Here is a 24,586-nt window from a genome sequence, read left to right as displayed (position 1 = left end):
TCAAACGGAAACATTTGTCAAAGTGTTTTGAAGTCAACTGCCAAATAAATCAACGATGGACAAAGGATTGAACGTCACACGTCAAATGGGCTAATGCGTCATGATCAATTGAAAAGCCTATGCCAGGACAATCCTTGGGAACGGAAATGACGCCATGATCGACAGTGATCTTTGGCGAAATAAGATCACACGTCCAATAGTGATCCGAGGCATAAAAGTCGCCAGGTAATGTAAAACCGGGAAGTGATGCAAGTGCCAGATTATGTGCTTTTGCAATGCCAAACTCAATCATCCCGCCGCACCAAAGCGGAATCGAATGTTGGAGGCAAAGCTTATGAATGCGCGCAGCCTGAGTCCAGCCGCCAACGCGGCCCATTTTTAAAGCAACAACGTTTGCACTTTGGAGCATGACGGCACTTGCAGCCGCAGCGTAAGAGCTAATGCTCTCATCAAGGCAGATCGGTGTTGCCAAGTTTTTTTGCAGTATTGCGTGTTCCGATAGATCATTATAGGCCAGGGGTTGTTCGATCATCATTAGCCGGTACCGATCCAGTTCTTGAAGATGGTCTTTATCCCGAATGGTGTAGGCCGAATTTGCATCAGCCATGATGGGAAGATCAGGAAATGCTGTACGGATGCCTTCCAACAACGGTCGGTCATTTTCCCGTGATATTTTTATTTTATAACGCTTATAGCCTTTTTTCAGCAACGGCTCGATTTGACGGATCGCCTGTTCCGATGTGGCTGCGGTAATGACTGCACCAGCGTCTACTTCTGCTTTGCGCCCACCAAATAGTTTCCCAAGATAAGCGTTCATTTGTTTTGCATAGAGATCCCAAACCGCTTGGCCGAGCCCTGATTTGGCCATCCGATTGCCACGCACCGCGGACCATCTTTGTTCTAGCTCTTCTGGATGGTTTATCGGAACATGGAGTAGAATTGGGATCAGGAATTCGCGCAACACGTAGCGACAGGTTTGAATCGTTTCTTCAGAATACCAGGGAGATGAAAAAGGATCGGCTTCGCCGTAGCCGATCCGGCCGTCAGTATCCATGACCTCCAGAATCAGTGCTTCACGCGTCGACACCTGTTGCAAATGCGTGGTGAAAGGCACCTTCAGCGGCGAAGCGATGAGGCGCATCGTTACCGAACGAATCTTCATGCCCTTCCCTCCTCTGATGATGCAGAAAATCGATGAATAAACGAAACCAATGCGCTTTTAAACGGTTCCGGTTTTTCTAAATGAACCGCATGTCCAGCATTCGGGACCATGTACCATTCTGCACACGGCAATGCTTGCTTCATTTCAGAAGCAAGGGTACAAAATTTGCGATCACGGGTTCCGGTGATCAAAAAGGTCGGTACATGCAAGGTTGTCAACTGAGTCCACCAAGACGGTTGAACCCCGGTGCCCATACCCATTAAACTGCAGGCCAGTCCATGTTCGCTGTTCGCCAATCTCTGATCGCGCAATGATGATCGCACATTCTTCGGCAAGTCTTTTTGCGAGGCGAACAACGGAATATTTTCCCAATCGTTAACAAAAGACAAAAGGCCATACTTTTTGATCCGCTCTGCAAGATGAACATCTCGATCACGTCTTTTCTGTCGCTCCATCTCCGTCTTCAAGCCTGGCGAGGCACTCTCAAGGGTTAACGTTCGGACACGCTTTGGAAACATACACGAGAAACTAAGCGCGAGCCTGCCACCCATTGAATAGCCGACGAGATGTACCGCATCAAGCTTCAGAACATCAAGCAGTGCAGCGAGATCTTTTGCCGCTTCAGTGATCGCGTATCTGTTTGGGCGTTCAGGACATTCGGTTAACCCATGCCCAATAATATCGACGGTGATCAGTCGAATCTTTTGCTCCGCTGCCTCTTTTTCAAGAAAATGCCATGTCGTCGAACTGCCTGTAAACCCATGAAGCAAAAGTACCGGTGTCCCTAAGCCGGTTTGTTCATAATGATAGTGAACGCCGCGCAAGTTAATCTTCAACGGAATTTGCCTCCTTAAAGCGTTTAACCAGGCGGGACCGTAATGCTTGATGTTTCTGCACATTATCTCGACGCTTTGTCGGCACCTCAAGGATTGTTAGTCCCTCTTCTTTTATCGCTTTACGAAATGCTGCGTCAAACATCGGCCAATCAACAATCTTTGTATAGTGAGCGCCAAAAAGCATTGCTGCATGCGAAAAGTCGAGACCATGCGGTGTTCCGAACAGTGATTCAAAATACGTTTCTTCGGACGCTTGAGGTAAAAACGAGAAAATGCCGCCGCCGTCATTATTAACCAATACAATGGTTAGGTTGGCATGGTTTTGTTTTGCCGCGAGTAATCCATTCATACTATGGAAAAAGCTAAGATCACCAATGACAAGAATCGCTCTTCCTTTTGACAAAGCGACCCCGACTGCAGTTGAAACGACTCCGTCGATTCCGTTCGCTCCCCGATTTGCAAATACATGAACCGGTTTTGAACTCTTGAACATAAACGTATCAAGTTCACGAATCGGCATGCTATTTCCGACAACAAGATCGGCTTGTTCCGGTAACTGTTCGCACAGTTTCAAAAACAGCTTTTCTTCACTGAGCATGGGTTCATCGCGAATCGATTGCAGGGTTGATCGAGCCAACGCGTTAATCGTTTGCCATAATCCTGCCCAAGCTGCATTGACATGTCGATTAATTTGAGACTGCATGTGTTCACAAAAGTACTGCTCATCACAGTAAACCATATGTGTTGCTTTGCAGGCAGGATCTCTCCAGTCTGCCCCTGCATCGATCACCAGATTGGCACATTCCTGATCTTCCATCCACAGTTTAACGCTTTTGCTTACTGGTGGTGCACCAAAACGGATGATTAAATCCGGCTTGAAGCATGACGCAATTTCTCGACAGCGCAAAAACAGATCATAATTCTCAATGACTAATTTTTGTTCATGCACACCACGGCGAAGCTGCGATAACGGATCCGCAAGAATGGGAAAGCCGGCGTGACGGGCCAATGCAAGGATACTCGAACGCGCCTCGCGTGCCAATGCGCCGCATAGAATGATCCCGCGCTGAGCAGCGTTAATACGGGCGGCAAGTTCTTGAAGCTGATTTACAGTTAAAGACCGCGTGCCTTGAGTAACCGATGGTGCGGCCATGGCGTCATGCGCATTATCGAATTTATGAATCAATAGATTAGGAACAAGCGGTTCGCGAAGCGGAATATTAATATGTACCGGTCCTTGTGGCATGCGGATTGCACATGCGGCAGCACGACTGGCCAAGGCCTGGTTGTAATGAAGCAGACTTAAATCATGTTCCGAGAATTCAAGCTGAAAGAATTGCTTGACATGTCTGCCGTACATCTCCGTTTGATCTATAGTCTGAGGTGCGGCGACATGCTGCAATTCATAGGGACGATCCGCTGTGATTACAATTAACGGTACACGTGCCAAAGATGCTTCAATAATCGCCGGATAATAATTTGCGGCTGCAGTTCCAGAGGTGCAGACCAAGGCAACCGGTTTAGCTGAAGCCTTAGCAATACCAAGTGCCAAAAATGCAGCGGAGCGCTCGTCGATATCCAAATGGGTGGTGAAATCCGGATGCGCATCAAAGAGCATGGAAAGCGGCGTTGAACGCGAACCTGGGCTGATGACAACGTGACGCACATCGTGTTCATAAAGAGTCTGAATGAATGATGACAAGTAGTTTGTGAGCAGATCTCGATGATTCATAGTGTCCCCCTCATCAATGCATGCTGCATCGGCTGAAACTTAACATCGGTTTCTTGATATTCCTGAATTGGATCTGAATCGGCCAGTACGCCGCAACCCGCAAACAAAACAGCTTCATTGCCGCGAAGCAGTGCAGCGCGTATACCGACATCAAATTCACCATGATCTCCCGAATCAACCCAACCGATCGGAGAAGCGTAAAAACCGCGATCCATTGCTTCATGGGTACGAATCCAAGCCATAGCATCTTTTTTTGGCAACCCGCCAAGGGCTGGTGTTGGATGCAATCGAGCAACCAGATCAATTAACGATGTTGCTGACTTGCATCGCCCTTTAACCGGTGTATATAAATGTTGAATATTCTTGTTTTTCATCAGGACCGGTTGCTTGGGTATGGACAAGCTTGTACACAACGCATTTAATGCGTCACGTACCGATTCAACCACATACTGATGCTCCTTAAGATTTTTGCCGTCATTTAACAGCCACTTGCCGAACTCATCATCCTCTTGCTGCGTTTTTCCACGTGCAGCCGAACCGGCCAGACAAGCGGATTCAATTGAACGTCCGCTTTTTTTGATCAGTCGCTCCGGCGTTGCGCCAATAAATGCTGCCGACCCCTTTTCCAGACAAAAAATACAGGTTCCCTTTTGCTGCTCGCTCAAGACACGCAGCAATGCATGGCGAGAAAGTTTCCTTTGATAGATTAAGCTTCGTGCGCGTGCCAATACTATTTTTTTCATCGGTGTCTCTTGCATCGTTTGCACCGCTTCAGCAACCAGCCGACACCATGTATCTTGATCTTGATCATTCTGGTCCAGAAGCTGCTGATCGTGCGCGCCCGGCTCTGCATGCAACACGTTGTCAAAGCGTTCATGAGGCTGAGCTTCCAAAGCGCCCACCCGTTCGGCGACGTCATCATTCGGCCTGCACAAAATGGTGTGTGTGAGATAGCAGCGACCATGGCGAACCGTCAATAAAAACTCTGGAAGGATAAAATAAGCAGAGCCGAAATCCTGCCACATTTCCGCCCGTTCCTTCTTTGAATCAAAAGAAAATCCACCTAAAAAAATCGGTCCTGTACCGGCAACACGCTGCGTACCCAACGTATAGGCGTTACGAAAGAGTCGCGCTTGTGCTTGTCTAACCTGCACAGCGGCATCTTCTTGTTGGGTTGAGATCGTGGCAGCACTCCCCGCGCCAACCAACTGCAACTCTCCCGATGAGTCGCTCCAGTAACAACGCTGACCGCTGTATCGCCTGCCCGCATGTTGATAAAAATCAAGCGGTTGAATCCGATTCAGTTCTTCTATTTTACTAACCACGCAAGACTGATGTGATCGACGTGCATGGTCAATCGCTGCATGGACCGTTCCGGACAAAGATGTAACATTTCCAATCAAATAAATCACCTGTTATCGTTTACAATGTGAACATATTATGTCTTTTAAAGATAACTCTTCGCATTTAGATCTGTCAATTTGCAGACGTTCGGCGGCTTGCTTTCATGAATCCTAAATCTTGTCCTTAATTAATATAATCCATGATGAGACGGTGACCATGGAAAGGATTAAGATGCTATGTTCTACAGAAGAAGACACGCGCCGCATCCAATCGTATACTGCACTGCATGCTATGTTCTCATCAGCCTGCTTTTATTTATAATCACAAAACGCAGCGTCCATCTTGTCGTTCTTTGGAACGTGTTTTTGGCCAATATCCCTTTGCTCCTTGTTTTATTGATGTGTCTTGAAGATCAGCGGCGCGACAGCTTTCGGACTGGATTGCTCGGCGTTCTATGGCTAATTTTTTTCCCGAATGCTCCCTATTTAGTCACTGACTTTATTCATTTACAGAACATTACTTTTTACACAACCGAAACGACAGATGTCTATACTACGAATTTTTGGTCATGGTTGGGACTGATTCAAATTGGCACTGCGGTTTTTATTGGGCTCTTTTCCGGTATGCTCTCGCTGTGGATCATTCATCACCGTTTTCTGAAACGGCTCATTTCGCCGCTTGCTGAACTTGCGTTGCTCATGATCTTTATCACAAGCGGTGCTGCCGTCTATATTGGACGCTTCTTAAGGCTTAACTCTTGGGATCTCTTTTACCCGGTGCATTTTATCACGCAAATCACCGGTCAGATTAACTCATTTTCGATTGCCTTTTCGCTGATGTCTGCTGGTGCTGTTGGTATTGGATATTGCGTTTTCTCAGTGCTGCTCATGACAGCGGCAAAAATCAGCCGTCTGCATCGATAAAGGGATTGCCGCTTTTGGCATGGTTAAAGCATTCCTTGTATCGGGTATTCTGCACAGAAAAACGTATAAAATTGAAACGGTTTAATCATTTTCCTTTACTTCTTTTCATTTCTGACCGATAAAAAGTTAGTAAAATAATAACGATGTGACGCAGGATGATCTTATGGATATATATGTTGCACGACAACCAATTTTTGATCGAAAGATGAAACTGTATGGTTATGAACTTTTGTATCGAGAGAATCAGAATAATCAATTTAATGGGCTCAGTGACAAAAAAGCAACGGCCTCTCTTTTGTCTAACTCATTTCTCGTCCTTGGTTTTGATGAGTTGATCGAAGACACCCATGGGTTTATCAATTTCCCTGAAGAATTTCTGATTCAGCAGCTTCCCCGTCTGCTTCCGCAACAGAAAATTATCGTCGAGGTACTGGAGCGCGTGAATCCGAGCGAGAAGGTGATTGAGGCATGTCGCGCGTTAAAAAAGGACGGCTATATTTTGGCACTCGATGATTTTGTTTTTGACCGCAACGGATACGGACCGCTTATTGAACTTGCCGATATGATTAAAATTGAATTTTCAAGAGCTACAATAAAAGAGCAATTGTTGTTACTGCAAAAGTACCGAGGCAAAAAAATGTTTCTTGCCGAAAAAGTAGAAACCATGAATGATTACCGCTTAGCTCTTGCTATGGGCTATGACCTCTTCCAAGGTTATTTTTTTAGCAAGCCGGTTATTGTAAATGCGAAAGAAATTGGTTACCAAGAAACATTGCTCGTTAGAATTCTCAAAGAACTGCATAAAAAAGAACCGGATTTGAATCAGCTCACCAATTTCATCAGTGCAGATATCGGGCTTGCTTATAAGTTGCTGCGCGCTGCCAATACGATCCAATACGGATCAAAATACCCTATCCATTCCATACGTCAAGCATTATCACGTATTGGTGCTAAAGAGATGATTCAATGGATTCATATCATGATGATCAAAGGCGCAGAACGCAGCGAGAATTCGGAACTCATCAAAAGATCGCTGATCCGCGGCAAACTGCTGGAGTTGCTTGCCTGCAGAAGCGGTTTGGTACAGAAAGGTTCCAACTTTTTTATCACCGGTATTTTTTCTTCATTGGACCAGATTCTTAATCAGCCGATGAAAAAAATTCTGGCAAAGCTGCCGCTGGATCAAGAAGTAAAAGATGCATTAATGGGGAAGCCAAACAAGATTCGCATTTTTTTAGATGCAATTGTTTCGTTTGAAAAAGCGGACTGGCAAGCGTTCAGTGAATTTATCAGTAAAAGCAAATTCACGGACAAAGCATTTATGGAACTGTATTTAAAAGCGATTCACTGGCAACACTCCTTAAATGAATAAAAAAATCTCGTCGGCAACTCACGAAGAGAATTGATCTCGGTACAATGAGTAATAGTGCCCTTTTTTCTCTAAAAGCTGTTCATGACTGCCCTGTTCGGCAATGCGTCCGTTTTCGATTACTAAAATTTGATCCGCGTGACGAATTGTCGAAAGGCGGTGGGCAATGATAAAGCATGTACGACCTTTGATCAACTGAGCCATTCCATTTTGAATGGCTTGTTCTGTTTGTGTATCGATGTGACTCGTCGCTTCATCCATAATTAAGATGGCAGGATTCGCCAAAAGGGCACGTGCAATGGTCATCAATTGTCTCTGCCCCTCACTCAAATTTCCACCATTTCCCTGTAGGATTGTATCGTATCCTTTTTCTGATTTTCGAATGAACGAATCGGCGTGGACAGCCGTGGCAGCACGAATCACTTCGTCTTTGGAAGCATCCAGCTTTCCATAGCGTAAGTTATCTACGAAACTGCCATGAAACAAAAACGTTTCTTGCAGCACCATTCCGAATAATCCGCGGTAATCAGAACGTCGATACCTTTTTATGTCGATGCCGTCCACCTGTACCGAACCGCTGCTCGGCTCATAAAACCGCGTTAACAAATTTACAAGGGTCGATTTTCCTGCACCGGTTGCTCCGACAAGTGCAATGACTTGGCCCGCATGGGCATGAAAGCTGATTTCTTTCAAAATTGGCTGATGCTTAGCATAACCGAAGGAAACCTTGCAGAAGCGGACATCACCTTTACAGTGATTGCGGTTAATCGAACGCGCATCCCCTGGATCAGCCTCTTCCTCTTTTTGATCTAAAACAGCAAACACTCGCTCTGCACCAGCAACCGCTGACAGAAGTGTATTAAAAATACTGGCAACATCATTGAGCGGACGTGAGAATTGTCTTGAGTACGCTAGAAAGCTGGCAACCATGCCGATTGTGATTCGATCGTTTGCTGCTAATAACCCACCAACCGTCGCTACAGCGGCAAACCCTAAGTTATTGATGACATTCATTAGCGGCATTAAAAAACCCGACCATATTTGCGCTTTTGTCCCCACTCGGGTCAGCTGCTCATTCTGCTTGGAAAAACGTGCAATTTCCTGTTTTTCATGGCTGAATACTTTAATGACGGACAGGCCGGAGATCGATTCTTCAATCTGACCATTTAATGCACCCAGTTCTTTTTGCTGTTTTATAAACAGCTTAGATGTACGTGAAGCAATTGTTTTTGTTAATAGAAGGACAAGTGGAACCATAATCAGACTGGCCAGAGTTAACTGAGGACTGATCCAGAGCATTATGATAAGAGATCCGCTGATCATAATCAGATCATTCATCAGCTGCACCGTTGATTGTGAGAGCGTTGTGTCAATGTTTTCAATATCGTTGCTCAGACGGCTCATAATCTCTCCGTGACTATGACGATCAAAGAAGGCAATCGGCAGCTTTTGCAGTTTCTTGAATAACTGTTCACGGAGATGCGACACCAAGCGTTGTCCTGCCGACGCCATCAGCCAACCTTGAAGGAAGGTCAGCACAGCATCACCCACGTAAAATGCGACAAGGCTAATAAGTATGAAACAAAGCATTGAAAAATGGACATATTGCCTGCGAATACCGATTTGGTTAATTGCCATCCCAATTAAATAAGGGACCAATAACGACACGACCGCATCGAGAAATACGAACAGAAAGACAACCAGGAGCATCCGTTTCTCTCTTGCAAAATAGCTTCCTAATCGGTGCAAGGTTGAACGCATTTGTTTTGGTTTTTCAACGGGGGCAAAGCGGGCAGCCCCTCGCCTCGGATTGCTTCTGCCAGATCCCGGGCGCTTCTCACTGCGTTCATTCATTCTTCCGTCGCCTCCTTTTCCTCAAGTTGCTGTTCACATATGCTGTGATAGAATGAAGAGCAAGTCATCAACCTTTGATGATCGCCGACAGCCTCAATTCGTCCCTGGTTAAGTACAATGATCTGATCTGCGTCTTTTAATGTCGACGCTTTTTGAGAGATGAGAATACAAGTCATCTGATTTTGCCCATTTTTAAGCCGGGAACGGATTGTTTTGTCCGTACGCGCATCCACGGCACTCGTTGCATCATCGAGAATGAGAAGATCCGGATGACGAATTAACGCACGTGCAATCGCGATGCGCTGTTTTTGTCCACCGGAAAGATTGACACCGGCTTGGCCGACTCGCGCATGATATCCGCCGGGAAGCTTGCGGATAAATGCATCCGCATCCGCAATGTCGGCAGCTTCTCGTACGGCTTTATCACTTGCCTCCTCGCTTCCCCAACGGATATTGTCGCTCACCGACCCGCTGAATAAAAGCGAGTGCTGCGGAACAATAGCAATTTTTTTGCGTAAATCATCCTCACCAAATGTCGTGAGGTCTTGGCCATTAAATCGAATCGTCCCTTTGACCGGGTCATATAGGCGAAGAATGAGCCGTGTCAGCGTTGTTTTACCTGAAGCAACCGGCCCAATGATACCCAGTGTCTCCCCCCGATTGACTCGAAAGGTTAGATCATGCAGCACCGGCAATCCTGCTTGGTAAGCAAAGGTAACATGATCAAAAAGGAGTGTCCCTTGACATGGCGGTGCATCAGTCGGTTTTGATTGTGCAGGAAATCGTTTGACCGGCGGAAGATTCATCACTTCTCCGATGCGTTCTGAAGATGCCCGTGCACGAACCATCATCGTGAATGCATGATTGACCATCATAATCGCAAAAAGCAGCTGCGTCATATAATTAGTAAAAGCAATAATCGATCCTACTTCCATAGAGCCTTGATGAACCCCCATCGCACCAAACCAAAGAATGGCGATTATGCCGGCGTTTACCGTCAAATTGACTAAGGGACCAAAGAGGCTGCTGATTTTTGTAGCAGCAGCTGCTTTGGCGCTAAAATCCTCATTGTATTTTCGAAATTGTCTTTGTTCAAAATCAGAGCGATTAAACACCTTGATGACCCGTACACCCGCCAGGAAGTTCTGCATAGCACGATTAACGGAGTCAAGTGCAGTCTGCACTTTGTGAAAATAAGGATACGTGATCTTCATGTTTAGAAAAATGATCGCAGCAATAATCGGCGCGATGCCAAGTAGCACCAATGATAACCGCGCGTTTAAATGAATAGCCATCATTAAGCTTCCGATACCAACAAGTGGCGCTTTAACCATGATCCGCATCAGCCCATTTACAAACGTCTGAATGCGTGTCACATCGTTCGTTAGCCGAGTAATTAATGACGCATTACCGATTTGATCGACTTGTTGCTGTGAAAGGCTTTGTATTTTTATGTATAGATCCTGTCGTAAATCTTGAGCAAATCGCTGAGATATGATTCCTGAGAGCAGATTCCGAAAACTCGCGCAAATCGCTCCCATTGCTGTAATCGCCAACATGAGAAAGCCCAAACGCTCAATAACATTCATATTCCTTAAAGCAACGCCTTGATCTACAATGCGGGACATAAGCGCCGGTTGTAACAGATCGGCAAGCGCTTCTCCTGATAAAAAGAGTAGCGCCAGCAAAAATCTGATTCTATAGTTCGTCCAATAGACGCGTAAATAGCCCATAAGACCCCTTCCTTCATGGTAACGCTCTAGTGTTTATATGCTGCTTGTCTGCCTGATGTCCTGCTGCAGGTCCGCGCTTGCCATGACGCGCAGCCTATCTTTCATTTATTGATCTGCATGATAGGATTCGATGAGCGGATAGCCGAGCATAGCCATTTCCAAACAATGACGCCGCTGCGGCTGAAAATAATCTTCTCCGAGAATATCGCTGATTTTGTCCAATCGATTGTATAAGGTTTGTCGATGAATAAACAGGCGTTTGGCGGTCTCCCCTTTTGAACCCATACATTTGAAATACATGGCTAACGTGTCAATGAGATGGAGATGATGTTTGTTTTCATAAGCAATCAGATCACCCAGCTGATCCTGAACGAAATCGCTGAGAATCGGATAGGGTACCGCGTGTAACAGTTGATACACGCCGATACTTGCATAGTAATGATTCTGTTTCATCGCTGGAACCGTTTGTGAAAGTTCGATCACTTGAAAAGCTTCTTTAAAGCTCATCCAAGCATCAAGAAGCATTGTTCTAGCTTTGCCAAAGCCAATATGAAAATGGAAATGAGGCCATGCTTGATTGATGTATTTATTCAAACCGTCGATCAATCCTTGAATTTTGTGGTACAGACTCGATTCCGAATCTTTTCCAATGCGTGCTTTGGCACACAGTAAATAGATTTGATTGTTTTTCATCATCAACACATGGTGCATTCGATCTCGTTTCAAAAGCGAACGAATCAATACTAAAATATCTTGATTGCGCGATTCCATGCGTTCGGGTCCTGCTTCAATAACATTATGCTCAAATTCAATGATTCCGCCAACAAAAATATACTTTTCACCATTTGGCGACGGTAGTCCCATACGCATCTGCGCCTGTTCCTCACTGTCAATGCTGCGATTGAGAATATCCTGAATCAACTCATTCTGATTGCTGAGAATTTTCTCTTCAAGAAACTGTGTGCGAAGCAAAACAGTCGCTACAGCCTTGGATGTATAGTCCACTAATAATTTCATATATTCAGTAGGATGTGCTTGGTGCAAAAGCATACCGACATAGGAAAAAACCTGACCGAAACAAACGACCGGTTGAATGAGAACGTAGCGATGCTCATCCATTGTCCACAGCTCCATTTCCTGGATCTGATCAGAGTGCTTCATCTGTTGATTACAGAATGTATTGATCGCTTCACGCGTCTCCTCAGGCAAAGGCGGAAAATAAGTGTTGGCTTCAATGCGAGACAAATACAAAATCTGATGTTCGGAATAGCTTTGCAGCAAACGCAGAATGGCAGGAATATCTGTACTCTGCAGGATGAGCTGTTGTTGTTGCTGAGAGAATTGCTCTAATTTTTTCAGCAGTCCGAAATGTTGGTTGATGATGTGTGCATGAATGTCTTGGGTGATTTCTTCAAAACGAACCGGCTGGCGGAACAAAATCAACGGAAAATCATACGAATCGCACAGATCAATGATTTGATCGGGTATTTCATCAACGGTCGTACCGAATTCAATGCATAATCCTGCAGTTTGGTGCTCAATGATCTGTCGCATGTACTCGAGTCCCGATTTTGCGGACCGCTTCAACCAAAGTCCGGTTGTCAGAATCAGGTCATGTTTGCTGACATAAGGAGCCGCATGAATGATTTCTAGAATATGTACCCAGCGTACCTCACGATAAATTCCTTGTGCACCCGCAAGAACAATTGCACGTTGAAATAGTGGACGGTTAAGTACATCACGAACACAAAACGGTATTTCATCCATGTATGAATACCTCCAAAGATTGCCTATAAGCGGCTGTGTGTTGTCATATTATCTAACAGGTACATCAAATGTCAAGTAAATTGCCGAAACTGTAGACAAAACGTACGATGAAAAACTGTTTCATTGTTTGTAAGATTCTAATTAAAGGATAACACATACTGAATCGATTCAAGCAGACGAAAGGCAGGAAATCGAAGTATCTGTTATTCAATGAGCTATCAAAAAAAAATAACTGGGAGGCTTTAATCAATGATTATCGGTATTCCAAAAGAATTGAAGAACAACGAACGTCGTGTGGCGATCACTCCTGCAGGCACGTATCACTTGGTGCAAGAAGGTAATAGTGTCTATGTCGAAACAAACGCAGGCGCAGGTGCAGGATTTTCCGATCAACAGTATGAAGAAGCAGGTGCAGTGATTACCTCGGCTGAAAAAGCATGGTCTGCCGATATGGTGATTAAGGTTAAAGAACCAGAACCGGAAGAATACCACTTCTTCCATGAAGGACTGATTCTGTTCACCTACCTGCATCTTGCCCCAGCCGTTGGTGCTGAGTTGACGAAGGCACTCGTCTCAAACAAAGTTGTTTCAATCGCTTATGAAACGGTTCAGCGTGCAGACCGAGTACTCCCGTTGCTTCAGCCTATGAGTGAAGTAGCCGGAAGAATGGCGGTTCAAATTGGTGCACAATATCTTGAAAAATTCAGTGACGAAGCAGGAAAAGGAATTCTTCTTGGCGGCGTCCCGGGTGTCTCCCGCGGTAAAGTAGCAGTCATCGGCGGCGGAATCGTCGGCACGAATGCTGCAAAAATTGCTGTTGGTCTCGGAGCTGATGTTACAATTCTTGACATCAGTGCAGATCGTTTGCGTGAACTTGACGACATCTTCGGCAATTCGTTGAATACCTTGATGTCAAATCCATACAACATCGCAGAAGCAGTTAAAGAAGCGGACCTTGTTGTCGGATGTGTTCTGATTCCGGGCGCGAAAGCACCGAAACTGGTAACTGAAGAAATGGTGGCAACAATGAAAGACAACTCAGTAATTGTCGATGTTGCAATCGACCAAGGCGGTATTGTCGAGACATCGGATCACAGTACAACGCATGATGATCCAACCTATGTAAAACACGGTGTCATTCATTATGCCGTTGCCAATATGCCGGGTGCTGTACCGAATACATCTACCTTGGCTCTGACAAACGTAACGATTCCTTATGCAGCAAAAATTGCAAGCAAAGGTTATATCCAAGCTTGTCTTGAAGATGAAGCCCTACTAAAAGGTTTGAACACGTTGGACGGTTACGTGACCTTCAAAGCAGTCGCCGATGCACATGGCTTCGACTACAAGTGTGCGAAAGATCTGCTGCAAGCAGCTAAGGTCTGATCGGCCAGGTAAGAACGATGTCATTTTATTAACTAGGAAACAGCGGCTCTTGTATGAATGATCAACACCCTGCGCGTTAGGAAGCAGGGTGCTTTTTTTCTGCAAATAAATTGCAGTGCTTACTATTTTTTATCGTACTAGAAAACGGATTCATCCCAGCAGCATTCATTTAGTTTACATAATAAATATTATGTTATTATTTTTGCAGAACGTTTTTCAGCCACCGTTCTTTTAGTGTTCTCGAACGATTGAAGTTCTTTTTTCCAGTCAATGCCCGCTTCAACAAAAAGAAAGCTATCAGGACATTTCCTTCATCAATGAATAAGCAAAAAAATGTACCGGAAACCCATTTACCGGTACACAGACGATACTTATTCTTCTATATTAATGGGCATTTGCACTTACTTGCGGTAACTCATCTTGTCAAAGCAAACTGCGATTCATAGAGCCGGCTATAGACACCGCCGCTCTTGATCAGTTGTTCATGAGTCCCCTGCTCGCTAATTCCATTTTCAGTTACAACGACAATTCGATCTGCATGCTTTATCGTGGCTAAACGATGGGCGATGATCAGCGTTGTACGCCCTTCCGATAACTTCTCAAGCGCTTGTTGGATTGCCGTCTCAGTCTCTGTGTCAAGTGCAGATGTTGCTTCATCCAGAATGAGAATCGACGGATCTTTCAAGAACATCCGCGCAATGGATAAACGCTGTTTCTGTCCCCCGGACAGCTTGACACCGCGTTCGCCGACTACCGTATCCAATCCATCCGGCATGTTGGCGACGGTTGCTTCGAGTCGAGCGAGACGTAAGACACGCCAAATCTCTTCGTCGCTCGCATTCAATTTACCATAAGCAACATTCTCGCGAAGTGTCCCTGAGAAGAGAAAAACATCTTGCTGTACCAAGCCGATATGATGACGCAATGAAGAAAGTTTGAACGCACGGATATCGATCCCATCAATTAAAATCTGTCCTTCATTAACATCATAAAAGCGTGGCAGCAAACTGCACAACGTCGTTTTTCCCGCTCCGGTTGGCCCGACAAAAGCAACGGTCTCTCCTGGCTTTATTTGTAAATTGATGTGGCTCAGTACCTGTTTCTTCCCTTCATAGCCAAAGCTGACATCCTGGTAATCAATCCGGCCTTGAATAGTCGTCACATTAACCGCATTCGGTTGGTCGACAATTTCTGGAGCCTGATCTTTTAAGGCTAAGAATCGTTTAAACCCAGCGATCCCTTTCGGATAAAGTTCAATAATGGCATTAAACTTTTCAATGGGTTGAACAAAAATATTCGCTAAGAGTAAAAATGCGACAAATTGTCCGCTGCTTAATTCACCGTGGATCACAAACCAGGAACCGCTGATTAAAGTAAACAAAGTAATCAAGCGCATAAAAAAATAGTTTGTCGTCACACTTGTTGCCATAATTTTGTACGAGAACAACTTTGCTTTTCGGTACAATTTGTTGTTTTCTTTAAAAAGTTTTTTTTCATGGTTTTCGTTTGAAAAGGCCTGAACAACTCGGATACCGCCAACCGCATTTTCAACGTTGGCATTGAAAACAGCGATATCTTGATAAATTTTATCTGTTGCATGCGTCATTTTCACATTAAACAGAGTAATAAAAACACCAAGGATCGGAACGAGTAGAAAGGTAATCCAGGCGAGTTTCCAATTGATCGAAAGCATCAAGGCGAAGGAGCCCAATAGCGACATTAATGCAATGAAAAGATCCTCCGGACCATGATGGGCGGTTTCGCCGATATCAAATAGATCGGTGGTCAGCCGTGACATCATGTGTCCGGTTTTATGATTATCAAAGAAATGAAAAGACTGACGCTGTATATGTTCGAACAGTTCCTGGCGGATATCGGTTTCAATACTGATTCCAAGCATATGGCCCCAATACGTGACAATATAATGCAGAATAGTATTTAGAATATAAAAAACGAGCAATCCTGCTGATGCGAGCACGATAATCGACCAATCGCGTCCGGGCAGCAGCCGATCAATCACTTGATTAACCGCCACCGGGAAGACCAGCTCCAGCAGTGCAAGCAAAACGGCGCAGGAAAAATCAAGGAAAAATAATTTCTTGTATGGTTTGTAATACGAGAAAAAGCGTTTCAATGCGCACGCCTCGCCTTCCTATTAAGTTAGATTTCCTTCATCCAGATCGAGCGGCTGGCATCCGAAGGCATCCGCCAGTCACCGCGCGGAGACAGACTGACCGTGCCCACTTTCGGTCCGTCAGGAATGGCGGAACGTTTAAACTGCATCGCGAAGAATCGGCGAATGAAAATCTGCAGCCATTTACGAATCGTCTCTTCATCATAGCAGTCGGCAAATGCCTTCGTTGCGAGATAAAAAATTTTAACAGGCGGATAAGCAGCGCGTACAAAATAATAGAGGAAGAAATCATGCAGCTCGTAAGGCCCAACAATATCTTCCGTTTTCTGTGCAATTTTTCCTTTAACATCTTTAGGAAGCAATTCGGGCGTTACCGGTGTGTCGAGTACATCAAGCAGTATGGAACGAATCTCCGCTCCCGTCTCTTCTTCAGCAACATAGTTGACAAGATAGCGAACCAACGTCTTGGGAACAGAACAATTGACTGCATACATGGACATGTGATCGCCATTATAAGTGCTCCATCCCAGTGCCATTTCCGACAAATCGCCGGTCCCGATCACAAGACCACCTTCCTTGTTGGCAATGTCCATTAGAATCTGTGTCCGTTCTCGCGCTTGAACATTCTCATAGGTCACATCATGAACATCCGGATCATGTCCAATATCTTTGAAGTGTTGCAAACACGCAGCCACGATATTGACTTCGCGAAAATCCGTTTCAAGTTTTTTACAAAGTGAAACCGCATTTTGATAGGTCCGGTCTGTTGTTCCGAATCCGGGTAATGTGATGGTTATGATGTCTTTTCGTGAATAGCCAAGCAATGCAAAGGTTTTCGTAATAACGAGCAAAGCAAGCGTCGAATCAAGCCCTCCGGAAATACCGATGACCGCTTTTTTTAAGCCTGTATGCTGCATTCGTTTCGCGAGCGCGGTTGCTTGTATATTAAAAATTTCGCTGCATCGCTGCTCGCGTTGTTTTGCATTTTCAGGAACAAATGGATGCTTGTCAATCAATCGATCAAACATACCAAAGTTGTTATTCTTAAATGAAAAGGATACGGTTCTGGAAGTCCAAGGTAAGGTCGTTGCCGCTTCACGAAAGCTGATGTTTTTGATGCGCTGCAGGTTCAACCGGTCTAGGTCGATCAACGCACTGACGACTTCATTGTTTCTTTGAAACCGTTTGTTTTTTTGTAGCATATTACCGTTTTCAGCAATCAGCAATTCACCGCCGAATACAACATCCGTGGTCGATTCGCCGGTACCGGCTCCGGCATATACATAGGATGCCATGCATTTTGCACTTTGTGCCGAAACAAGCGACTGGCGATAATCTGACTTGCTGACCACTTCATTTGAAGCGGACAGGTTACCAATAATCTGGGCACCTTGTAAGCTAAGAAAACTGCTCGGAGGGACAACGCTCCACAAATCTTCGCAAATCTCGAATCCAAATTGCACAGCACCGCTTTCGAAGCGTAAATCAACGCCAAATGGGATATCTGTTTGAAACGGCAAATTGATTGTCTGATTTCTAATGTCTTTACCTGAGGTGAACCAGCGTTGTTCGTAAAATTCTTCATAATTGGGTATATAACTTTTCGGCACAATACCCAGTATCTTTCCGTCGAACAGAAGATACGCGCAGTTATAGACAGAGGTTTGCGTGTGAAGCGGGGCACCAACAGCAATCAAGATGTCCTTGCCCTTGCTGTAGGTGAGCAGTGCTTCAATCCCGCGTTCCGACTCATCAAGCAGCTGTTTCTGCAAAAACAAATCGGAACAGGTATAAGCAGTAACACATAATTCTGGAAAAACAACAAGTTTTGCTTGCTGATTTAGCGCTTCAGTAATACATTTTTTTATATTCTCTATATTAACAGGAATATCTGCGACGCGTGTCACCGGACATGCTGCCGCAACACGGATAAAGTTCATTGACTCCATTGTATTCACTACCTCCGAATTTCAATTCATCACAGTTCTATCATACCCTGAACGCTGAAACTGTACAAAAAGCCCCTCATTTTTCAGAGAGGCTGATCATCAAAGTCCATGCTTTTTAAACAATTATTTTTATTTTATAGTGACTTCCAAAGTTTGTCAATAAAAGGAATAGGGTTCATTCCAGCGACTCGGCTTGTGCCTGTGCGACGTTGATCAGGTAGTTCTGCACATGCATACCGATGTTTTGTATGGCAAACAAGGCCGCCTGACGGTTTAAAAAGCCACTTGTCATGACCGTAACTGCCATTGAATGCTTTTGATAAACAAAAAATCCGGCATCATGGTCAATTGCTTCCATCTCGCCCGTCTTGTTGTAAACGGCAACCGGCTGATCTTTCTCATCGAACAACCCAGACAATTTATATCTGAATTGTTGTTTTAACAGCCATGATTGTGCTTCTTTTGGAAGAGCGCCGCTTCCAATAAATATTTGCTGAATCATTCTATTCGCATCGCGCGCACTGATCCAGTTCGTCCGCCCTTCTTTTTGGGCGGCCTCATCCATCAATTTGCGTTCAATCTTGGTTTCAAGAAATCCTTGATCCCTTACCCATTTCTGCAGATTACTGATCCCAAAAAAGTCGATCATTAAATTCGTTGCCGTATTATCGGATACGTTGATCATTAGCGCCAAAAGATCGCTCAGTTTCCATTCTCTTGATGAGAGAATTTGAAGAACGCCGGAACCACCGACAATCTGCTGGTGATCAAAGCGGACAACCTGTTCGAACAGCTTTTTATGACGATCCCTTTCTTTAAATGCGTAAAGCAGAATCGGCAATTTGATCAGACTTGCGGACATCATTGGCATGCCGGCTTGATACGTAAATGAAAATCCATCGGACCCCTCGGCAGCAACTGAAATCTGATCCTCGTGCAGGCGCACAATTTTCATAAGATCCTTATGTAATTGATCGTTCAATACAACCAATGACGTGTCCCCCTTTCAGTGCTCCTGGATGCGAACTTGATTTACTCATTCCAATATCTGCGAACGGCACATAATTCCCGTTCATATTTCGTTCCTTTTAATTCCGTAATGCTGAGGATTGTGCCAGGTGTTGGCGAATGGATCATTCTTCCGTTGCCATCATAGATGCCCACATGATGAACAGCACCCTTTCCATTCTCATAGGCAAAAAAAAGCAGGTCCCCGGGCAAGGCGGCTTCAATCGGTATAGCGCTACCGCAAACGGCTTGATCATCGGCATCACGCGGAATAAGATAACCGCCTGCACGCAAAAGTGTATAGCTGAAACCTGAGCAATCAAATCCATAAGCGCTCATTCCTGCCCATAGGTAGGGAAGTTCCAGAAAACGAACAGCATTATTGACGATCTCTTCGCCGCTTTGCCGATGTTGCTGATCCGGCATGAGCACATCTTGCTTCTGTAACAGCCCGGGCCCAATTGGGCTATCCACTTTAACAACGGACTCTGAATCATCGATTAGCGGCAAAAAAACAGAAAAGCTTAAATCAAACCTTTTCTCTTGGATCAGAGCATAAAAAGAGGCGGACTTGCTTTGAACCATAATCTTCTTTTTATTTTCTGTCATCTCTGAACTCACAGACTGATTCAGCGGCATCCAGCCAGGATAGCCACGTTGATCCTTAAACGTGGCTTGACTTGGGATGCATACTTTCGCCCATGTCCCCTTCACCGACTCAATGATGATCTCTTCACCAAATAGGACTTGAGTCTGAATTCTCTTTTCACGGCAAAGCGCAATCGTCTCATCGCGACTCATTTGATCCAACCATTCCGTCATATCCGGATCTTCTCGAAATGCCGGTTGGTCAATCGATCGGATCGATTCGGGTGTGGACCAGATCGTTGCAACCGGAACGGCTGTTCTTCTCTTTTTCATGCAACTTCCTCCATCAGTTAGTTTGAACACTGCTGATTCCGAGTCCGGGATGGTCCGGAAGCAAAATACAATTATGCTTATATTCAACGCCGCCGGCAACTGGATTTTCAGCGAACATCAGCGGGGTATCCAAATCGCAGCGCGTAACGTTGGCTTTTGCAGCTGCAAAATGGCATGCTGCAGAAATCGCAACGTTGGATTCTACCATGCAGCCGATCATACATTCGACTCCATAAGCTTCGGCAAGTGTGTTAATTTTCTCTGCTCCGGTGATACCGCTTGCCTTCATTAACTTAATATTAACAATGTCGCAGCCGTGCATTGCCAATAAGCGTGCACAATCGGTGGGACTGAAGATACTTTCATCAGCCATGATCAATGTATCCACATGCTCCGTAATGAACTTCATTCCCTCAAAATCAGCGGCGGGTACGGGCTGCTCAACCAGTTCAATGGCTAATCCCATATCTTCCATATGGTGAATGGCGTACACTGCTTCTTTTGCATTCCAGCCTTGATTCGCATCGAGTCTTAATTTTATTTGATCACCAACTGCTTGCCGCAAAGCTTTGACGCGTTCAAGATCCTCTGCAATTGTCGCGTTACCAACTTTTATTTTTAGTGTTTTAAACCCTTTTTCTACATAATCTAGGGCATCCTGTACCATCTCATTAACAGGGTTCACACTGACTGTAAAGTCCGTTTCGAGCTGGTTGCTGTTGCCACCTAACAGCTGGTAAAGCGGAAGCCCTGCTCTTTTAGCAAGACAATCGTAGACGGCGATATCGAGCGCTGCCTTGGCGCTAGTATTGTGTATCATGGCTTGGTTAATCACGCGGTTGATTCTTTCTTTTTGTTCAATCGACATGCCGATCATAAGTGGACCGATTACATGCTTTACCGCATAATCGATACTTGCCAAACTATCGCCGCTGATCACATGTGTTGGAGGGGCTTCGCCGAATCCCACTGTCCCATCGTCACAGAAAATCATTACGATAATGCTTTCTGCAGTATTCACTGTACGCAGTGCTGTTTTAAAAGGTTTAATGAGCGGGATTGACAGTTTTTTCGTTTGTATATCAATGATTTTCACACTTTTCATCCTTTCACGTGACACGTCCAACCGTTTCCATTCGTGCTTACATAACGCCAGGCTGAATCCATAATTGTTTTCTGTCCGCATCAAGAAGCGCATCGACACCGAGCGGTACGGAGAAATTCGGCGCGCAGTGACCGATCAAGAACCCACTGACAGCCGGTTTTCCTAATCCGCCTAAGTAGGTATGAAAAACCTCCTGATAGGTCAAGCTGTCCGGATCATCCGAATTTTTTTGATGAAAATCGCCGATGACAAAACCGGCCGCTTGGTTTAGTTTTCCGGACAAACGGAGCTGATTCAGCATACTGTCGACCCGATAAGGCGCTTCGCCGATATCCTCAATGAGCAATAAATTGCCCTTCGTATCGATTTCAAAAGGCGTTCCTAGTGAACTCACGAGCAGCGATAAGTTTCCGCCGACCAGTTTTCCTTCGCTGCTGCCTGCACTGATGCACGCTAGTGGAGATAAATGCTCATCGTAGCGTAGCGACATCGGCTGAAAAAGCTGGGAAAATAACTGTTTTGAAAGCAAAGGCGCATCAGGATCGCCCAAGTCAGACGCAAGCATTGGACCATGAAAGGTCACTAATCCTGTTTTTTGTCGAATGGCCGTATGTAGGTAAGTAATATCGCTGTACCCCCAAAACACCTTTGGATGGCTTCGCACCAATTCATAGTCGATACGCTCGGCAAAACGTGCACAACCGTACCCCCCTCGGGAACAGATAATTGCCCGAACCGAATCATCTGCAAACATCGTGTGAAAATCGTCAAGCCGCTCATCATCAGAACCGGCAAGATAGCCATATTTTTTCGTGCTTCCAGTACCTAAACGGACATGAAATCCGAGTTGCTTAAGCCATTCAGTCCCTACGGCCAAACGTTCTCTATTCGGTGATCCAGCTGGACTGATTACACCAATTGTATCGCCTTCAAATAAACGACTTGGAATGATCATGTGTACACCCCTTTCAAAAGATAGTGATAAAAAACAAAATCCAGTCCCACTAATTGGGTGAACTGGATTTTGTCTAGGCTTATTTAGACAAAGCAACGTCGCTTTGATACTGTTTGAATTTCTTAAGCGCATCACCAAAAGCAACGATCAGTGCTTTTTGCGATGAGCCAAAATAGCGTTTCTCAATCTCATTGAGAACATTCGGATCGTCCATGAAACGCCCCATAAGCAAAGAGCGTACAAATCGTGACGTCAGTTTAATGGTTGCTGAACAATCTGCATCAATAATTCTTCCATTAGTCGGATCAACAACGAGTCCGATAAAGAACTGACTGTACTGAAAAGTAATCGGGTTCTTCTGGGAGGATTTTGCATCACCGATCAAATATATTGTATCTCCAGGGTATGTCATAAAAAAGTCCTTCCTCAATAGGATTCAGCTAATTGAAGTGGCCGACAAGCGGTTACTTTCGGATTCTTCAATTAAGAAAGCTTAAGGAACAGTTCAAGTATATTCGTCAAAAGATACTTTGTCAATATTTAAAAAATTCAAGAATAGTTCTTTCCTTTATCTGCAAATGGTTTCAAAACTCTGCTTTGTCTGCATGAATCACCCAAGCCGGTGGAACACTACTCCCATCTAGGCAAAATAGGTCAATACCTGTAAGCGCGATTGGAGCTTAATGATGAAGAGAAGACGAGCCAAAGCAGAATTAAACTTTTGGGGACAAACCGTACTCTGTCACAAACCGCCTATTGTGATCGCATGGTGGTCTGCTGCGTTGCCTGGTTTGGGACATATGCTGCTTGATCTGCATTTAAAAGGCTTTATTCTTTTTTTATTTGAGATTATAATCAATTATCACGCCAACTTAAATTCGGCAATGGTTGATACGTTTATCGGCGAATTTGATAAAGCCAAAATCGATTTAAACGCACAATGGGCGCTTATTTATATCCCCTTCTATTTTTTTAGTATTTGGGACAGTTATCATTCTGCAATAAGTATAAATGGACAAAATGCATTGATGCAAAAAAGCCCAGTACATGTGCCTATGCTCACCATTCATACTTTTGGAATGAACTATTTGGAAAAAAAACTGCCTTGGGTTGGTGCTGCCTGGTCGGCGCTGCTTCCGGGGGCCGGTCAGTTTTATCTTCGCCGCATCATTCCTGCGCTATCATTATTTATATGGTCAGTGATGATTTATGTGAACTGTCACGAGTTAGACAGCTTGCAATTGCTTATCGACGGGCATGCCATCGATTCAATGAAAGTGCTTAATCCTGAGTGGCTGCTCTTCTTACCTTCTGTCATTTTTGGCTCTGCTTATGATGCCTACTGCAAAGCTATTGAAATCAATCAACTCTTTGAAAAGGAACAACGCGCTTACTTAAAAAAAGAATGGTCGTCTGACTCAAACTTTTTATTTCAAAGGTGGGACCCACACGAATGGCAACAGTAATCGGCATATTCCGTTCAGGTCTGCAAGTTGAGCTCTCACTTCAGGCGCTTAAGCGAGAGGGCTTAACACGAGAGTCCATACATTGTCTTTTTCTTGATCCGCCCAGGTCCCTACAATCTCAGCATGATTCTAAAGCGGACGGCCGTACGAAAAAAGCAGATCTAGGCTTTATTTTTGCGACCATTTTTGGGGTTGTTGGAGCCAGTATCGGGTTTAGGATGCTTTTGGGACCGATTTTCTGGGGAATTCTGTCCAGCTTGATCGGTTTTTTACTCGGTTTACTGATCAATTTTTGTTATACAAAAACATTCAAGGAACAAACGGCTTTTGTAATCATTGCCGTGAACTGCCCTTCTCGTTTGCAGCAAACCATTGAACAAGTCTTTACGGTCAATCACGCTCTTGGTCTTAAAGTTGACTCATGACTTTGTTCCCCCGACATTTTCTTTTGACATGCCTTGCAATAACCATAGATTTCGAATTTATGACCGGTCACTTGGAATTCAGGATCGATCTGCGATAAATCTTGCATCGGACAGACATCGACCGTCCGTGTTTTTCCACAGTTCAAGCAAATCAGGTGATGGTGGTGGTGCTCCGTACAATGGAACTGATAGATCTTTTCACCATCTAGCTCTGTTTCTTCAAGGATCATTAATTCACGAAAGAGCGACAGATTACGATAGACGGTGTCAAAACTGATACCCGGATAACTGTCCTTCAAAGCAAGTTGAACTTCTTTCGCCGAGAGATATCCGCCTTTCTGTTCAAATAGATCAAGAATATCTTCACGTTTATCCGTATGTTTATATCCCTTATTTTTCAATAAATCCATAGCTTCTGTTTTGTTCACTGAGAATCACCTCTGTTTCAGCAAATCAACTTATTCTAAGCTTCAGCATAACATTTTTCGATTGAAAAGCATAACCTTGTAAATTCATT

At 44.6% G+C, this 24,586-nt stretch carries 20 protein-coding genes; 5 read left to right on the top strand and 15 right to left on the bottom strand.

The genetic code is table 11. The annotated features are described in order from the left end of the window. Positions 1–49: 49 nt before the first annotated feature. The 4 genes from menC to AA84_RS0100190 are packed head-to-tail and all read right to left on the bottom strand — an operon-like array spanning position 50 to position 5,133. Positions 50–1,162: an o-succinylbenzoate synthase gene (gene menC / locus AA84_RS0100205; protein ID WP_028975540.1), complete on the bottom strand. Its 1,113-nt coding sequence runs from the start codon at positions 1,160–1,162 to the stop codon at positions 50–52. Then, positions 1,159–1,998 carry a 2-succinyl-6-hydroxy-2,4-cyclohexadiene-1-carboxylate synthase gene (menH, locus tag AA84_RS0100200; RefSeq protein ID WP_028975539.1) on the bottom strand — a complete coding sequence of 280 codons (840 nt, stop codon included), beginning with the start codon at positions 1,996–1,998 and terminating at the stop codon, positions 1,159–1,161. The genes menC and menH overlap by 4 nt, the downstream gene beginning before the upstream one ends. Beyond that, positions 1,988–3,730 carry a 2-succinyl-5-enolpyruvyl-6-hydroxy-3-cyclohexene-1-carboxylic-acid synthase gene (gene menD / locus AA84_RS0100195; protein WP_028975538.1) on the bottom strand — a complete coding sequence of 581 codons (1,743 nt, stop codon included), beginning with the start codon at positions 3,728–3,730 and terminating at the stop codon, positions 1,988–1,990. Before menD ends, menH begins: the two co-directional genes overlap by 11 nt. Beyond that, positions 3,727–5,133 carry an isochorismate synthase gene (locus AA84_RS0100190; protein WP_051577709.1) on the bottom strand — a complete coding sequence of 469 codons (1,407 nt, stop codon included), beginning with the start codon at positions 5,131–5,133 and terminating at the stop codon, positions 3,727–3,729. The genes menD and AA84_RS0100190 overlap by 4 nt, the downstream gene beginning before the upstream one ends. A gap of 177 nt (positions 5,134–5,310) precedes the next feature. On the opposite strand from AA84_RS0100190, the gene AA84_RS16710 reads away from it, so the two are divergent. Continuing rightward, positions 5,311–5,997 (top strand): DUF1361 domain-containing protein, encoded by a 687-nt coding sequence (locus AA84_RS16710; RefSeq protein ID WP_051577707.1) that lies wholly within the window; start codon positions 5,311–5,313, stop codon positions 5,995–5,997. 163 nt (positions 5,998–6,160) lie between these two features. After that, positions 6,161–7,369 (top strand): EAL and HDOD domain-containing protein, encoded by a 1,209-nt coding sequence (locus tag AA84_RS0100180; RefSeq protein ID WP_028975536.1) that lies wholly within the window; start codon positions 6,161–6,163, stop codon positions 7,367–7,369. Positions 7,370–7,387: 18 nt separating this feature from the next. On the opposite strand, the gene AA84_RS0100175 is transcribed toward AA84_RS0100180, so the two are convergent. From AA84_RS0100175 to AA84_RS0100165, 3 genes are all read right to left on the bottom strand, one after another. Beyond that, positions 7,388–9,220 carry an ABC transporter ATP-binding protein gene (locus AA84_RS0100175; protein WP_028975535.1) on the bottom strand — a complete coding sequence of 611 codons (1,833 nt, stop codon included), beginning with the start codon at positions 9,218–9,220 and terminating at the stop codon, positions 7,388–7,390. After that, the gene (locus AA84_RS16705) at positions 9,217–10,953 is read right to left on the bottom strand and encodes an ABC transporter ATP-binding protein (RefSeq protein ID WP_037562532.1); all 1,737 of its coding nucleotides are present in this window, start codon (positions 10,951–10,953) and stop codon (positions 9,217–9,219) included. Before AA84_RS16705 ends, AA84_RS0100175 begins: the two co-directional genes overlap by 4 nt. A 105-nt stretch (positions 10,954–11,058) precedes the next feature. Continuing rightward, positions 11,059–12,720, bottom strand: coding sequence for a PucR family transcriptional regulator (locus AA84_RS0100165; protein ID WP_028975534.1), 1,662 nt, complete (start codon positions 12,718–12,720; stop codon positions 11,059–11,061). A 249-nt stretch (positions 12,721–12,969) separates the two neighbouring features. On the opposite strand from AA84_RS0100165, the gene ald reads away from it, so the two are divergent. Further along, on the top strand, positions 12,970–14,106 hold the full coding sequence (ald, locus tag AA84_RS0100160) for an alanine dehydrogenase (RefSeq protein WP_028975533.1): 1,137 nt from the start codon (positions 12,970–12,972) through the stop codon (positions 14,104–14,106). 415 nt (positions 14,107–14,521) lie between these two features. Here ald and AA84_RS0100155 read toward each other — a convergent pair whose 3' ends face one another. From AA84_RS0100155 to AA84_RS0100125, 7 genes are all read right to left on the bottom strand, one after another. After that, a complete protein-coding gene (locus AA84_RS0100155) occupies positions 14,522–16,240 on the bottom strand; it encodes an ABC transporter ATP-binding protein (protein WP_028975532.1) in 1,719 nt (572 codons plus the stop codon). Positions 16,241–16,266: 26 nt separating this feature from the next. Continuing rightward, a complete protein-coding gene (locus AA84_RS0100150) occupies positions 16,267–18,189 on the bottom strand; it encodes an NAD(+) synthase (RefSeq protein ID WP_028975531.1) in 1,923 nt (640 codons plus the stop codon). Between the two features lie 175 nt (positions 18,190–18,364). Further along, positions 18,365–19,180: a serine hydrolase gene (locus AA84_RS0100145; protein ID WP_037562530.1), complete on the bottom strand. Its 816-nt coding sequence runs from the start codon at positions 19,178–19,180 to the stop codon at positions 18,365–18,367. Positions 19,181–19,221: 41 nt separating this feature from the next. Beyond that, the gene (locus AA84_RS0100140) at positions 19,222–20,118 is read right to left on the bottom strand and encodes a C40 family peptidase (protein ID WP_028975529.1); all 897 of its coding nucleotides are present in this window, start codon (positions 20,116–20,118) and stop codon (positions 19,222–19,224) included. A gap of 13 nt (positions 20,119–20,131) precedes the next feature. After that, positions 20,132–21,214, bottom strand: a complete 1,083-nt coding sequence (locus tag AA84_RS0100135) for a mandelate racemase/muconate lactonizing enzyme family protein (protein ID WP_028975528.1) — start codon at positions 21,212–21,214, stop codon at positions 20,132–20,134. Positions 21,215–21,260: 46 nt separating this feature from the next. Continuing rightward, entirely contained in the window at positions 21,261–22,178 is a 918-nt protein-coding gene (locus AA84_RS0100130) for a S66 peptidase family protein (RefSeq protein WP_028975527.1), read from the bottom strand. A gap of 79 nt (positions 22,179–22,257) precedes the next feature. Continuing rightward, a complete protein-coding gene (locus AA84_RS0100125; protein ID WP_028975526.1) occupies positions 22,258–22,590 on the bottom strand; it encodes a DUF3870 domain-containing protein in 333 nt (110 codons plus the stop codon). A 388-nt stretch (positions 22,591–22,978) separates the two neighbouring features. Between AA84_RS0100125 and AA84_RS16700 the strand changes: the two genes are divergently transcribed. Together AA84_RS16700 and AA84_RS0100115 are read left to right on the top strand one after the other, a co-directional pair. Then, positions 22,979–23,644: a hypothetical protein gene (locus AA84_RS16700; RefSeq protein ID WP_152540334.1), complete on the top strand. Its 666-nt coding sequence runs from the start codon at positions 22,979–22,981 to the stop codon at positions 23,642–23,644. Next, the gene (locus AA84_RS0100115; protein WP_028975525.1) at positions 23,632–24,069 is read left to right on the top strand and encodes a hypothetical protein; all 438 of its coding nucleotides are present in this window, start codon (positions 23,632–23,634) and stop codon (positions 24,067–24,069) included. Before AA84_RS16700 ends, AA84_RS0100115 begins: the two co-directional genes overlap by 13 nt. On the opposite strand, the gene AA84_RS16695 is transcribed toward AA84_RS0100115, so the two are convergent. Further along, positions 24,039–24,497, bottom strand: a complete 459-nt coding sequence (locus tag AA84_RS16695) for a Fur family transcriptional regulator (RefSeq protein WP_051577704.1) — start codon at positions 24,495–24,497, stop codon at positions 24,039–24,041. The genes AA84_RS0100115 and AA84_RS16695 overlap by 31 nt on opposite strands. Positions 24,498–24,586 lie beyond the last annotated feature (89 nt).

The sequence above is a fragment of the Sporolactobacillus terrae DSM 11697 genome, assembly GCF_000648615.1.
Lineage (GTDB): Bacteria > Bacillota > Bacilli > Bacillales > Sporolactobacillaceae > Sporolactobacillus > Sporolactobacillus terrae.
The sequence above is the reverse complement of the archived record's forward strand: the minus strand, read 5'-3'. Positions and strand labels throughout refer to the sequence as shown.